Raw genomic sequence first — 13186 nt, forward strand, 5'->3', positions numbered from 1 at the left:
CGGTAAAACGGACGCAATGCCTCCGAAGACCGACGCGGAGGCGTCCAAAGTTCCGGACGGTAACGTCACCCAGCAACCGGAGCCGAGCCCCGCGCCCGCTGACCCTCAGGCGGACCGCCGTGAGGCGCAGGCGGTCGCCCCTTCCGCCTTGGCGGAGCCAGCGGACCCGCCCGCGGCCGCAGCCCCGGCGCCGGCACCGTCGGCCCCGCAGGAGCGGGGGAAGGACGCGCCCGTCGAGGCACCGTCGCAGCCGGTGGCCACAGCCGGGAATCCGGTCGACGAGGACACGCCGGCGGCCGCGGCCGAGGAGGCCCGGCGCGAGGAGGACCCCGACACCGACGGCCTGGTGCCCGTGCCGGGAGCCTCGTTCGCTGAGCTGCCGCTCAACCAGATCGTGCCGAACACCCGGCAGCCGCGGCAGGTGTTCGACGAGGAGGACCTCGACGAGCTGGCGGCCTCCATCCGCGAGGTCGGCGTGCTGCAGCCGGTGGTCGTGCGCCCGCTCGCGTCGCCCCTGGCGGAGGCGCCGGAGGCCCGCTACGAGCTCATCATGGGCGAGCGCCGCTGGCGCGCCTCCGAGCAGGCCGGCAACGACACCGTGCCCGCGATCATCCGCGACACCAGTGACGGCGACCTGCTGCGCGACGCGCTGCTGGAGAACCTGCACCGTGCGGACCTGAACCCGCTGGAGGAGGCGGCGGCGTACCAGCAGCTGCTGGAGGACTTCGGCTGCACCCACGACGAGCTCGCCACCCGGATCGCCCGGTCACGGCCCCAGATCTCGAACACCCTCCGCCTGCTCAAGCTCCCGCCGCTCGTCCAGCGCCGGGTGGCGGCGGGAGTGCTCTCGGCCGGGCACGCGCGGGCGCTGCTCGGGCTCTCCGACGCCGCGGCGATGGAGCGCCTGGCGCAGAAGATCGTGGCCGAGGGGCTCAGCGTGCGCGCCACGGAGGAGATCGTGGCGCTCGGGGACGAGCCGGTCGCCCCGGAGATGCGCCGCCGGCCGCGCACGGGGTCGCACACAGAGGCTCTGAACCAGCTGGCGACCCGGCTCGCGGACCGGCTGGACACCCGGGTGAAGGTGAACCTGGGGCAGCGCAAGGGCCGCATCGCGATCGAGTTCGCCAGCGTCGACGACCTCAACCGGATCCTGGATGTGCTGGCTCCCGGCGAGCCGCACGTAGCCGCGGACGCCTGAGAGAGGGCGATTCGCAGGGACGGCGACGAGGCGCTGGGCCTCCAGCTGGGAGCTGCCGTTGGGACGCCTGCCGTTCCTGACGCCCGTGCGACCGGAAGAGCCGGGCCTGGCGCGCCGGCGAACCGCGCCGGCGGCGTCCGGCGGCGGGGGAGGGCCCGGTCTCACGGCCGGGAGCAGTCACGGCGGCGCCACGATGGGGGCCCGAGCGTCGTCGGGGTCTACCCGCGCGTGACCCGGGTGTACGGCAGCGCGAGATGCATGATCGGCCCCGCGCACAGGGCGTACACCACCGTGATGGCGCCGAGCGTTCCGCCGAACACCCACCCGCAGAGCACCACGAAGACCTCGATGAGCGTGCGCACCAGCGCCACCGGCGCGCCCGTGCGGGCCACGATGCCGGTCATCAGCCCGTCTCGCGGGCCGGAGCCCAGCCCGGCGCCGAGGTAGACGGCGGTCCCGAGGGCGTGCGCGAGGATGCCGGCGGCGCCCATGGCGGCGCGGACCCAGAGCTCGTCCGTGCCGCTCACCAGGGTGAGGAACAGGTCGGCCCAGACGCCGGCGGTGAGCGCGTTGACCACGGTCCCGACGCCGGGCCGCTCGCGCAGCGGGATCCACGCCAGCAGCACGAGAACCCCCAGGACCATCATCCAGCCGCCGAGGCTCAGCACGCCCGTCGCCTCGGCGAGCCCCTCGTGCAGGACGTCCCAGGGCATGTTGCCGACCGCCGCGTGCACCATCAGGGCGGTGCCGAGCCCCTGGACGGCCAGCCCGGCGAGCAGCTGGGCGAAGCGGCGCGCGGGCCGGTCCGCGGGCACCAGCCAGCCGCGCAGGCCTCCGCGGGCGTCCGCGCGGCCGACGACGTCGGGCCTCATCTGGCGGCGGCGCGCACGATCGCGAGGTAGAGGTCCTCGATGCTGCCCACGTCCGCCTGCGCGGCCTGCGGGAAGAGGGAGGTCTCGGTCATGCCGGGCGCGACGTTGACGTCCAGGAACCAGGCCGTGCCGTCGTCGTCGAGGATCATGTCCGTGCGGGACAGGTGCCGCAGGCCCAGGGTGCGGTGCACCGCGACGGCGAGGTCGCCGACCGTGCGGGTCTGCTCCTCGTCGAGCCGGGCCGGGACGAAGTACTCGCTGCGGCCGGCGTTGTACCGCGCGTCGTAGTCGTAGGGGCCGTCGGTGACGATCTCGACCGCCGGCAGGGCGCGGGGGCCGTCCCCCAGGTCGACGACGGAGACGGCGACCTCGGTGCCCGTCACGGCCCGCTCGACGAGCGCCTCGTCGTCGTAGGCGAAGCAGGACACCATCGCCTCCGGCAGCTCCTCGCGGTGCGTCACCACCGTCACGCCCAGCGCGGAGCCGCCCGAGCCGGGCTTGACCACGAGCGGCAGCTCCAGGCGGGCCTCCACGGCCGCGAGCACGGACTGGGCGCCGACCTCCCGGAACAGCGACTGCGGCAGCGCGACGTAGTCCGGGGTGGGCAGCCCGGCGGCGCGCAGCACGGACTTCGCCACGGGCTTGCGTGAGGCGAGCCGGCAGCCGGCGGCCAGGGTGCCCACGTAGGGCAGGTCGAGCAGGCCCAGCAGGTCCTGCAGCGAGCCGTCCTCGCCGGTGGAGCCGTGCACGAGGGGCCAGACGACGTCGGGCCGCAGCTCGCTCAGCGCGGGCAGCAGGTTGGCGTCCACGTCGAGCACCTGCACCCGCACACCCTTGTCCCGCAGGGCCGCCGCGACGCGCCGTCCCGAGCGGATGGAGACGTCGCGCTCGTGCGAGAGCCCGCCCGCGAGGATGGCCACCGTCAGCGGCCCGTCCGCGTGGTGCCCGGCGCCCTCCGTCGTCGCTTCCGTCATGACGCTCCTCCTCAGACCTGGTCCGGAGACGGGATGTCCACCGTCCGCTCGCCCGGGCGGGCGTGGTGGGAGGTCCCGAACATGTCGACGAGCTCGGCCTCGGCGCGTACCACCGCGGACAGGCGTCGCACACCCTCGCGGATGCGCTCCGGCGTCGGGTAGCAGAACGACAGGCGCATGTGGCCGCGGCCCTGGCCGTCCGCGTAGAAGGCGGTGCCCGAGACGTAGGCGACGAGATTGGTCACCGCGCGGGGCAGCATGGCCTGGGCGTCCAGCCCGTGGGGGAGGGTCACCCAGGTGTAGAAGCCGCCGTCGGGCACGGTCCACCGCGACTCGGGCAGGAACTCCGCCAGGGCGGCGAGCATCGCGTCGCGCCGCTCCCGGTACATCTGCCGGTACTCCTTGACCTGCCCGTACCAGTCGTAGCTGCTCAGGTAGGTGGCGATGGACAGCTGACCCATGTTCGATGGCGAGAGGATCGCCGACTCGCTGGCGAGCACCAGTTTCTCCCGGACGGCGTGCGGGGCCGCGGCCCACCCGATGCGGTAGCCGGGCGCGAAGGTCTTGGAGAAGGAGCCGAGGTAGACGACGCCGTCGGGGTCGTAGCTCTTCAGTGACGGCATCGGGTCGCCGTCGAAACCGAGCAGGCCGTAAGGGTTGTCCTCGAGGATCAGCACGTGGTGGCGCCGGCAGACCTCCACCACCCGCGGGCGCCGCTCCAGGGACAGGCTCACCCCGGCCGGGTTGTGGAAGTTCGGCACCGTGTACAGGAACTTCACCGTGCGCCCGGCCCGCTCGAGCTCGGTGAGCGTGCGGTCGAGCTCCTCGGGCACCAGGCCGTCGTCGTCCATGGGCACGTGCACCACGTCGGCCTGGTAGGCGCGGAAGACGCCGAGGGCGCCGACGTAGCTGGGGGCCTCGGCGACGATCACGTCCCCGGGGTTGACGAAGATCTCGGTGACCAGGTCCAGCGCCTGCTGCGAGCCGGTGGTGACGACGACGTCGTCGGGGTGCGCCGCGACGTGGTCGTAGCGCATGACCTCGACGATCTGTTCGCGCAGCTCCTCCTCGCCCTGGCCGCCGCCGTACTGCAGGGCCTTCGTGCCGCGCTCGCGCAGCAGCTTGGCGGTCATCTCGGCGAGGTGGTCGAGCGGGAGGCCGTCGATGTTGGGCATGCCGCCGGCGAGCGAGACGACCTCGGGGCGGTTGGCGACGGCGAACAGGGACCGGACCTCCGAGGCGCGCATGCCGTGGGCGCGCTCGGCGTAGCTGGAGAACCAGGGGTCGAGCCGGGTGCCGGCGCGGGCGGCAGCAGCGGCGGCGTCGTGCCCGCTGTGCTCGCCCTGGCCTGTGTGCGCACCCGGAGTGCTCATCGTGGATCTCCTCGAGTTTTCGGTCGACGTGCCGGCCCGCGCGTGCCGCGGGCCGTCCATGCAGTCTGCCACTGCCGGAGCGGCCCGCGGGGACGCCGTCACGGTGGGAGACGGCTGGTGTCGCGGTCCGGCCCCCGGGCCGGGAAACGGCCGAGCGGCCGCCCCCGCGAGGGACGGCCGCTGGGCGCGGGCCCCAGGGGGCCCCGGCGTCAGTCGAGGAACTCGGCGAGCTCGGCCACGAAGGCCTTCTTGGGCCGGCCACCGACGACGGACTTCACCAGCTCGCCGTTCTTGTACACGTTGAACGTCGGGATGGAGACGATGCCGTACTTCCGCGCGGTGTCGGGGTTGGTGTCGGTGTCCATCTTCACGAACTTCATCTGCCCGTCGTGCGCGGCCGCGATCTCGTCGACGATAGGGGCCATCTGGCGGCACGGGGCGCACCACTCGGCCCAGAAGTCGACCAGGACCGGGACATCTGAGTCCAGCACCTCGGCGTCGAAGGTGGCGTCGGTGACGGCGGGGACGTTGCTCATGGGATCTCCTTGCGTGTGCGGGCGGGGCGTCTCGGGCCTCAGACGAGGGCGGGCTGCGTGGTGGCCGCCTCGTCGAGGGCGGCGAGGTAGCGCTCGGCGTCCAGGGCGGCGGAGCAGCCGGTGCCGGCGGCGGTGATGGCCTGGCGGTAGGTGTGGTCCACCGCGTCGCCGGCGGCGAAGACGCCCGGGATGTTGGTGGCCGTGGTGGGCGCGGCGACCTTGATGTACCCGGCGTCGTCGAGGTTGACCTGCCCGCGCAGGATGTCCGTGCGCGGCTCGTGCCCGATGGCCACGAACACCCCGGTGGCGTCCAGCTCGCGCGTCGCACCGGTGAGGGTGTCGCGCAGGGTGACGGAGGTGACCTTGTCGGCGCCGTTGATGGCCGCGACCTCGCTGTTCCAGGCGAACTCGATCTTCTCGTTCGCCATCGCCCGGTCGGCCATGATCTTCGACGCGCGCAGGGCGTCGCGGCGGTGGACCACGGTGACCTTCTCCGCGAAGCGGGTCAGGAAGGTCGCCTCCTCCATGGCCGAGTCCCCGCCGCCGACGACGACGATGTGCTGGCCCCTGAAGAAGAACCCGTCGCAGGTCGCGCACCAGGACACCCCGCGCCCGGACAGCCGCTCCTCGTCGCCCAGGCCGATCTTCTTGTAGGCCGACCCGTTGGCCAGGATCACGGCCCGCGCGGGATAGGTCTCGTCGTCGTCGGTGGTGACGGTCTTGACCGGGCCGGTCAGGTCCACGCTGGTGACGTCCTCGTAGCGGACCTCGGCGCCGAAGCGCTCGGCCTGCTTCTGCATGTTCTCCATGAGTTCGGGGCCGAGGATGCCCTCGGGGAAGCCCGGGAAGTTCTCCACCTCGGTGGTGTTCATCAGCGCGCCGCCGGCGGTGATCGCGCCGGCGAAGACCAGCGGGCGCAGGTTCGCCCGGGCCGCGTAGATCGCCGCGGTGTAGCCGGCCGGGCCGGACCCGACGATGATCACGTCCCGGACCTCGGTACCGGTGGTCTCCTGCGTCATGCGTGTCCTCGCTGGTAGGTAGCGGTGCGGGGATGCCGGGAGCGGTCGCCCCGCCGGGTTGGTTCTTCCGCCCATAACAGATGGTACGGGCCCGTTGTTCCCCCGCCCTGGGCCGGGGGGCGTGGGTCTCGCCACCCGGCCACCCGGCGGCTGTCGCGTGCCTGGCAGGGCCCACCGAGTGACAGCACGGTCAGCCGAGGCGCAGCTCGGCGATCTCGATGCGGTTCTTCCCGTCCGAGCCGGCGACCGGCAGCCGCGGGAACCACAGCACCAGGCTGTCCGTCTCCACCGGCTCGGCGAAGGTGAGGACCGTGCCGGGGCCCATCTCGCCCTGGGCGAGCACCTCGCCCTGGGTCGGGTTGGCGGCGTCGGTGGCTCGGACCTCCACCAGGCCGCCGCCGCCCAGCAGTTCGATCTCGACGCGGCTCACGGCGGCCGGCTGCTGCAGCTGCACGGCCAGCCCGATGCCGTCCTTCATGCCGTACTCGGGGTTCACGTAGCTGCGGGAACGCCAGAACGTGGACGGGTCGCCGTCGAGCGCGAGCGGGGTCAGGTCGGGGTTCTCCGCGCCGTCGCCCTGCGGGTCCACGGGGGCGAGGCCCGCCACGGCCGGGGCCACCGGCGCCGCGATGGTGGCCCCCGCGGTCGGGCCGGGTGCGGCGCTGGCGGCCGGGCTCGGCTCGGCCGTGGTGGCCGGGGCGTCCGGGGTGTTGGCCGGCGGCAGGGAGACCGGCTCCGGCGGCCTGAACAGGGTGAGCATCGAGAGCACCAGCAGCACGACGACGAGCACGCCGACGACGGCGAGCACGACGGGCGTGGGGTCGATCCGCCGCTCGGTGAAGGGCACCTCGGGACCGTCGAGCTCGTCCTCCCGGCGCTCGCCCGTCAGCAGGCTCCCGTCCTCGGCGCGCTCCCGTCCTCGGCGCCGCTCCTCCAGCCTCCCGGCGAGGCGTTCCCTCCCGGCGGCGACGGCGGAGCCGAGGCCGCCCTTGCCGGCGCTCAGCGCGGAACCCAGGCCGGACCTCGCCGTGCCCAGGCCCGCCTTCGCCGAGCCGGCGGCGGCCTTGGTGGACTCCGTGGCGGTCCGGGCGGCGGCCCCGGCGGCAGAGGCCAGCCCCGTGAGCCGGCCGGCCAGCCGCTCGTGGCGGGCGGACTGCTCGGGCGCGGCGGCCTCGGTGGTGTCGTCGGCGTGCAAGATGGCGGTGAACTCCGGTGGGCGTGCGGTCTGGGGACGGTGCGGCGCCCAGTGCGGGGGCGGGACGACGGGCGGAGCGGCGGCGGCCGCGTCCGTCGCGGCACCACCCGTGCGCGGGCCGGGCGGCGGAGGCGGAGGCGGAGGCGGCGGCGGAGGCGGCGGCGGAGGCGGCGGCGGGGGCGTGACGGCCGTTTCCGCTGCCTCTTCCGGCCCGGTCTCTTGCGGCGCCGGCTCTGCTGGCGCGGGCGCCGCCGGCGTGTCGCGCCGCTCCGGCGGCACGGGCGGGACCGGGACGGACGTGCGGGCGGGGGCGGCGTCGGTGGGGTGCAGGCGGACCCAGGCCGGCGCGGTGCTGGGGGCGGCGCCGGTGGCCAGAGCGGGAACCGCCGCGGCGCCCGCGGCCGAACCCGCCGCCACGGCCTCGGCGGTGAGCTCGGTGCCCGCGAGGACCGCGCCGGCGTCGCCGTCGACCACCTCCTCCGGTGGGGCGGGGGCCGCGCTCGGCCCGGGTAGTCGCGTGGGGTCGATGTCGGGCCACGGCGCGAGGTCGCGGATCAGCTCGCCGGTGCTGCGCGGGCCGGCTCCGACGTCGAGGGTCCGCACGCACAACGCGTCCAGGTCCGCCGGGACGTCGGGGCGCAGGGTGCCGGGCGCCGCCGGGTCGGTCTCGTCCGGCAGCCCGCCCGTCAGGGCGAGGTAGAGCAGGCGGACGAGGTCGACGGTGTCCCGCCGGGTGGCCGCGAGGGGCGACTCGTCGTCCTCGCGCGGGCCCAGCAGCGCCGCCTCGGTGGCCAGCCCGGTGACGAGCACCTGGCCCTCGTCGGTCACACGCAGGTTGCCCGGGCCGAGCCGCAGGTGGCGCACCCCGTGCCGGCGGGCCACCTCGAGCGCGCTGGCGGCCTCGCCGATGATGGCGCGGGCCTGGTCCGCGGGGATGGGGCCGCGCCGGCTCAGGGTGCCGAGGTCCTCGCCGCGCACGGGTTCGGTGACGACGAAGGCGCGCTCGTCCTCCTCCACGTCCAGCACGCGCAGCAGCCGGTGGTCGTCGACAAGGGCCGCGCGCCGGGCGGCGTCGAGCACCTCGGCGTTGCGGGCGGTGCCGGGCGGCAGGACGAGGACGTGGACGTCCCGGGCGAGGATGGTGTCGTGCGCCCGCCACTCGCGGGCGTCGGCGCGCGCGGACACCGGCGGGTCGAGGAGCTCGTAGCGTCCGCCGAGCAACAGGTCCCTGTCCGCGTGCTGCACGTCGCTCCCCCCGACGGGTCCACCGGCCGCTCCGCCGCGCTGAATGGGGCCGAGTCTATGCACGGGCTCCTCCGGGCCCGCGCCTCCCACGCCCACCGGCGGGGGCGGTGGCGGCGCGACGTCCGGCACCGACAGCGCGTCGTCCGCGCCGCCCGGGCTGGTCGCGCCCCCGGGACCCGCGCCAGGGCCACCCGGTCCTGGGCCTGGCCCCGGTTCCGGCCCCGGGGCGCCCGGGCCGCCGCCCGGTCCGGACCCGGGTCCGCCGTCGGGCCCGCCGCGGCCGCCGTCGCCGTCGTCGTCCGGACGGCCCACCACCGCGCCCACCGCACCGGCGCCGCCCGCCAGGGCCGTGCCGAGCCGCACGAGCAGCCGGCCGGGCGGGCCGGGCACCCGGCGGCCCAGCTTCGCGGCCATCCGGCCCAGCGGGCGCTGGATGGTGGCCAGCTCCGAGACGTGCAGCGCGCGCAGCAGCGCCACGTACACGGCGAGCATCACGGTCCCGACGACGGCGGTGCGCCACAGCGCCCCCACCACGCCCAGCTCCTCGGCGTCGGTGCCGAGCAGGTGCAGCAGGCCCCAGCCCGCGAGGGTGGCGGGCAGCGCCGCGAGACCGAGGCGCAGGTGGGTGCGCAGCACGCGCGAGCCGTCCAGCGTCGTGAGGTGCCGGCGCAGACCCAGGTACGTCAGGGTGGCGCCGACCACGTTGGACACGGCCATGGCCGCGCCGACGCCCACGACCGTCCACTCCGGCGGCAGCAGCATGGACGCGGCGGCGCCCGCCGTGACCACGGCGATCATGGGCACCTGGAGCAGGAACAGCCCGCGGGCGTCCTCGAAGGCGTAGTACACGCGCTGGACCACGGTGAACGCCCCGACCCCCACCAGTCCGACGAGCATCGCGACGAGGACGCGGGCGATGGACCGGGCCTCGGTGTACGAGACGGTGGCGGTGATGACCCGGACCACCGGCAGCGCGAGGACCATCAGCGCGCCCGAGGCGAAGACCGTGAACACGCCGACGGTGCGCAGGCCGGCGGACAGGTCCGCGCGCACCGCGGGCAGGTCCCCCGTGGCGGCGTTGCCGGCCATGCGGGTGAACAGGGCGGTGACGATGGAGACCACGACGAGGGATGTCGGCAGCGAGTAGACGAGGTAGGCGTAGTCGTAGGCCGCGTTGCCGGGCACGTCCAGCGCCCCGCCGCCCAGGCGGGAGGCGCGGGCGGCCGCCTGGGAGATCATCACCGTGCTGATCTGCCCCGTCGCGACGGCGGCGAAGACCCACATGGCCATCTTGCTGGCCCGGCCCAGGCCGGAGCCGCGCAGCCGGAAGTCGGGGCGGTAGCGGAACCCCGAGCGGCGCAGCGGCACGATGAGCACCGCCGCCTGGGCCGCCACCCCCAGGGAGGCGGTGCCGGCCAGCAGGGCCACCCGGTTCGCCGTCCACACCCCGGCGTCGGCGGCGTCGGCGGCGTTCACACCGCCGTAGACGGCGAGATAGAGGGCCAGCCCGCCGATCGCCACGACGTTGTTCAGCGCGGGCGCCCACATGTACGGGCCGAAGATGCCGCGGGCGTTGAGGATCTGCCCGAGCACCGTGTACATGCCGTAGAAGAACACCTGCGGGATGCACCAGTAGCCGAACGTGACGGCAAGGTCGTACCACTGGTCGGGCAGGCTGCCCGCGAACAGCGTCACCAGCACGCCCGACCCGGCGGTCAGCAGGGCGGTCAGCCCGCCCAGCCCGACGATCGCCAGGGTGAGCATCCGGTTGACGTAGGCCTGCCCGCCGTCGTCGTGCTGGCGCATGGCGCGCACCAGCTGGGGGACCAGGACGGCGTTGAGCACGCCGCCCGCGATGAGCATGTAGATGATGTTGGGCAGCTTGTTCGACACGGCGAACGCGTTGGCCGCGCCGTAGTTGACGCCGATGGCGGCGCCCAGCAGCAGGGGGCTGCGCACCACGCCGAGCAGGCGGGAGACCAGCGTGCCGGCGAACATGACCGCCGAGGAGCCGGCGACGGACTTGGCGCTCATGTCAGGCCTCCGGGTCCGGCAGCGGGGCGTTGGGGTCCATGCGGGGCCCGCGCCGGGCGGTGCGCGCGATGCCGACGACGAGCAGCACGGCCAGCACCCCGGCCACCACCGCGGTGCCGACGTTCTCCCAGTCGGCCCGCACGCGGACCTGGAGCGTGGTGGAGGTGCCCACGGAGCCACCCCCGGGAGCGAGCAGCAGGACGTCGACCGGCACGTCGCCGCTGCCCACCGCCCGCACCGGGACCTGCGCCGTCGCCTCGGAGTTCGCGGGGACGCTCAGCGGGACCGTCTCCCGGGCCTGCAGCCGCGGGTCGGTCGGCTCGAGCGCGACCTGCACCCGGACGTCGACGTCGAGGTCGTTGCGGACGTGGATCGGGATGTGGGCGGAGGAGTTGATGAGGTTGACCGTCGAGGACGGCAGGGCCTCGACCCGGCTGTCGAGGGCCTCCGCGTCCCGCGCCACCCGGGCCAGGTACGCCGACCGGCCGTCGGGGTCGGCCCGCCACGCGGCGGAGACGACGGGGGCCACGGCGGCGGCGTACGGCACGACCAGGGCCTCCGGGTCGGCCGTGATCGTGGCGAAGTCCCGCACGCGCTCGAGGACCTCCCCGGCGCCGGCCAGCACGGCGGCGCTGACCTCGCTGCTGAAGGTGTCCTGCTCGGGCAATGCCCTGCGGGCCAGGGCCGAGGAGTCCATGGTGCCGAGCTCGCTGACGGTGGTGGGCTCCACCCACGGCGCCGCGGCCAGTGCGGCGAGGGTCTCCCCGAGCGCGGCCGCGTCGCCGTCGAAGTCCCGCGGCAGCGCCAGGACGAGGGCGCGCGGGTCGCTCGGCCGCTCGCGGGCGACGACGGCGGTCTCGGCGAGCAGCAGCTGGCGGGCGGTGACAGGGGCGAGCTCGACGGTCTCCTCGCCGGCGGCGTCGACGCGCGGCAGCAGCCGGCCGGTGAGCACGGCGGAGACGCGCTGGTCCACGAGCACCGTCGGCAGGGTCGAGCCGTTCTCGAGGGGAACGTCGGCGCGGCCGGCGGGGGTGTAGGTCAGGTCGCGCTCCGGGGTCATCGCCGAGCCGGGCAGGACGACGGCCGCGGCGCCGGTCGCGGCGGCCAGTTCGACGGTCTGCTGGTCCGGCACGGCGCCCGCCGGCCACGCGATGTCGGTGCGGGCCTGAAGACCGGCGGCGGTGACTGCCTGCTGCGTGCGGGCCCGGGCGTCGGCGAGCAGGTCGGCCCGGCCGGCGTGCGCGAGGGCGGCGACGTCGGCGTCCGCCCAGGGCAGGGCCACCACCTCGCGCTGGTCCGCCTCCGCCAGGGCGGTGACCGCGTCGCGCACCCGGGTCCCCGGGCCGGGGGCCTCCTCCGCGACGGCGCCGTCGGCCGGCGGCTCGGGGGCCCCGGGGTCCGCCGTGGCCGCCTCCCCCGCCGGCTCGGCGTCCGTGGTGGCCGGGTCGAGCAGCATGCCGTCGACGGCCGCGGTCACGCCGGGCTGGTCCAGTGCCTCGAGCAGCGGCAGGAGCCGGTCGGCGGCGGCCTCGGTGACGTCCCCGCCGGGGCCGGCGGCGGTGCGTTCCTCGGCGGTGGGCGCCACGGGGGCGAGCACGCCGACCGGGGTGCGCTCGACGTCGGCGTCGGGGTACCAGAGCACGAACGAGCGGGCCGCGGCGTCGACGTCGCCGTCACCCGCGCGCACCTCGATGCCGCGCGGCCCCCAGGCGGAGGCGTCCCCGAAGGGCAGCTCCTCGGCGGGCACCTCGAGGCTGAAGGTCGCCCGGGCGCCGGCGGCCAGGTCCTCGGGCAGCTCCTCGCCGGCGAGCCGGGTCAGCGAGAACGCCGAGCCCGGCTCCAGCCAGCGCTGGAGCGTGGACCGGGAGATGGGGGTGGCGCGCTGCATGCTCAGGTCCAGGTCGGGCTTGGCGAGGTCCTCGTCCGTGTTGTTGGCGAGCGTGCCGCTGACCGTGAGCGTGTCGCCCGGGCGGAGCACGGCGGGGGCGACGTCGGTGATCTCGACCTCCAGCTCCCCGTCCTCCCCGGCGGCGTCGCGCGCCCAGCCCCGCTCGGACGCGGTCACGGCGGTCGTGGTGGCACCGGCCGCCACGGCGCCGGTCGCGGCGCCCGCCCCGCCCGTCGCCGCGTCCGCCGGCACGGCGCTGCCGAGCAGCGTCGCCGCGGCGGCGGCAAGGAGCGCGGCAGGGCGTGCCCAGGCCCGCCGGAGCCTCATGCGCGACCGGCCAGCACGTCCCGCGCCGTGGCGACCACCCGGCGCTCGTTCGGGTACGCGAGGCGGGAGGCCACCTCGGTCAGCTCGACCCAGGCGACGTCCTCGGCCTCGTGGTCGGGGTCGTTCTCCGTGGTGAGCTCGCCGCCGGTGGCCTCGAGCAGGAAGTGGTGCACCACCTTGTGCACGCGCTGGTCGGTGCCGGCGAACCAGTAGTCGATGGTCGCGAGGTGGCGGAGGATGCGCCCGTCGATGCCGGTCTCCTCGGCGATCTCGCGGACCGCCGCCTCCTCGGGGGTCTCCTCGCCCTCGAGGTGGCCCTTGGGCAGGCACCACTCCAGGCGCCCGGCGCGGTTGCGGCGGGCGATGACGGCGGTGAACGCCCGCCCCTCGACCACGTCGACCACGAGCCCGCCCGCGGAGGTCTCGTCCACCACCGGCAGGGCGTTCGAGCGTGCATTCACCAGCCGGCTCCGGGGTGGCCGCGGCACCTGCGGGCGCGGCACGGGGAATACGGCGGGCATATGG

At 75.5% G+C, this 13186-nt stretch carries 9 protein-coding genes; 1 reads left to right on the plus strand and 8 read right to left on the minus strand.

Annotated features, from left to right (window positions below):
• Positions 1 to 253: 253 nt before the first annotated feature.
• On the plus strand, positions 254 to 1198 hold the full coding sequence (locus ACF0H8_RS02305; RefSeq protein ID WP_395287382.1) for a ParB/RepB/Spo0J family partition protein: 945 nt from the start codon (positions 254 to 256) through the stop codon (positions 1196 to 1198).
• Between the two features lie 218 nt (positions 1199 to 1416).
• On the opposite strand, the gene ACF0H8_RS02310 is transcribed toward ACF0H8_RS02305, so the two are convergent.
• The 8 genes from ACF0H8_RS02310 to ACF0H8_RS02345 all read right to left on the minus strand — a co-directional run bounded on the left by ACF0H8_RS02310 (position 1417) and on the right by ACF0H8_RS02345 (position 13182).
• Positions 1417 to 2070 carry a YitT family protein gene (locus tag ACF0H8_RS02310; protein WP_395287383.1) on the minus strand — a complete coding sequence of 218 codons (654 nt, stop codon included), beginning with the start codon at positions 2068 to 2070 and terminating at the stop codon, positions 1417 to 1419.
• On the minus strand, positions 2067 to 3044 hold the full coding sequence (locus tag ACF0H8_RS02315; RefSeq protein WP_395287384.1) for a D-alanine--D-alanine ligase: 978 nt from the start codon (positions 3042 to 3044) through the stop codon (positions 2067 to 2069). The genes ACF0H8_RS02310 and ACF0H8_RS02315 overlap by 4 nt, the downstream gene beginning before the upstream one ends.
• An 11-nt stretch (positions 3045 to 3055) precedes the next feature.
• Positions 3056 to 4417 carry a PLP-dependent aminotransferase family protein gene (locus tag ACF0H8_RS02320; protein ID WP_395287385.1) on the minus strand — a complete coding sequence of 454 codons (1362 nt, stop codon included), beginning with the start codon at positions 4415 to 4417 and terminating at the stop codon, positions 3056 to 3058.
• A 209-nt stretch (positions 4418 to 4626) separates the two neighbouring features.
• Positions 4627 to 4953 (minus strand): thioredoxin, encoded by a 327-nt coding sequence (gene trxA / locus ACF0H8_RS02325; protein WP_395287386.1) that lies wholly within the window; start codon positions 4951 to 4953, stop codon positions 4627 to 4629.
• A gap of 38 nt (positions 4954 to 4991) precedes the next feature.
• Positions 4992 to 5972 carry a thioredoxin-disulfide reductase gene (gene trxB, locus ACF0H8_RS02330; RefSeq protein ID WP_395287387.1) on the minus strand — a complete coding sequence of 327 codons (981 nt, stop codon included), beginning with the start codon at positions 5970 to 5972 and terminating at the stop codon, positions 4992 to 4994.
• A gap of 190 nt (positions 5973 to 6162) precedes the next feature.
• Positions 6163 to 10446 (minus strand): murein biosynthesis integral membrane protein MurJ, encoded by a 4284-nt coding sequence (gene murJ / locus ACF0H8_RS02335; protein WP_395287388.1) that lies wholly within the window; start codon positions 10444 to 10446, stop codon positions 6163 to 6165.
• A 1-nt stretch (position 10447) separates the two neighbouring features.
• Positions 10448 to 12661, minus strand: a complete 2214-nt coding sequence (locus ACF0H8_RS02340; protein WP_395287389.1) for a DUF6049 family protein — start codon at positions 12659 to 12661, stop codon at positions 10448 to 10450.
• A complete protein-coding gene (locus ACF0H8_RS02345) occupies positions 12658 to 13182 on the minus strand; it encodes an NUDIX hydrolase (protein WP_395287390.1) in 525 nt (174 codons plus the stop codon). Before ACF0H8_RS02345 ends, ACF0H8_RS02340 begins: the two co-directional genes overlap by 4 nt.
• Between the last annotated feature and the right edge of the window lie 4 nt (positions 13183 to 13186).

Source organism: Georgenia sp. AZ-5 (assembly GCF_043952095.1).
Taxonomy (GTDB): domain Bacteria; phylum Actinomycetota; class Actinomycetes; order Actinomycetales; family Actinomycetaceae; genus Georgenia.

Coding starts and splice junctions, on each gene's coding strand:
- ACF0H8_RS02310 (WP_395287383.1), bottom strand. CDS start 2,070: ATGAGGCCCGACGTCGTCGGCCGCGCGGACGCCCGCGGAGGCCTGCGC.
- ACF0H8_RS02315 (WP_395287384.1), bottom strand. CDS start 3,044: ATGACGGAAGCGACGACGGAGGGCGCCGGGCACCACGCGGACGGGCCG.
- ACF0H8_RS02320 (WP_395287385.1), bottom strand. CDS start 4,417: ATGAGCACTCCGGGTGCGCACACAGGCCAGGGCGAGCACAGCGGGCAC.
- trxA (WP_395287386.1), bottom strand. CDS start 4,953: ATGAGCAACGTCCCCGCCGTCACCGACGCCACCTTCGACGCCGAGGTG.
- trxB (WP_395287387.1), bottom strand. CDS start 5,972: ATGACGCAGGAGACCACCGGTACCGAGGTCCGGGACGTGATCATCGTC.
- murJ (WP_395287388.1), bottom strand. CDS start 10,446: ATGAGCGCCAAGTCCGTCGCCGGCTCCTCGGCGGTCATGTTCGCCGGC.
- ACF0H8_RS02340 (WP_395287389.1), bottom strand. CDS start 12,661: ATGAGGCTCCGGCGGGCCTGGGCACGCCCTGCCGCGCTCCTTGCCGCC.
- ACF0H8_RS02345 (WP_395287390.1), bottom strand. CDS start 13,182: ATGCCCGCCGTATTCCCCGTGCCGCGCCCGCAGGTGCCGCGGCCACCC.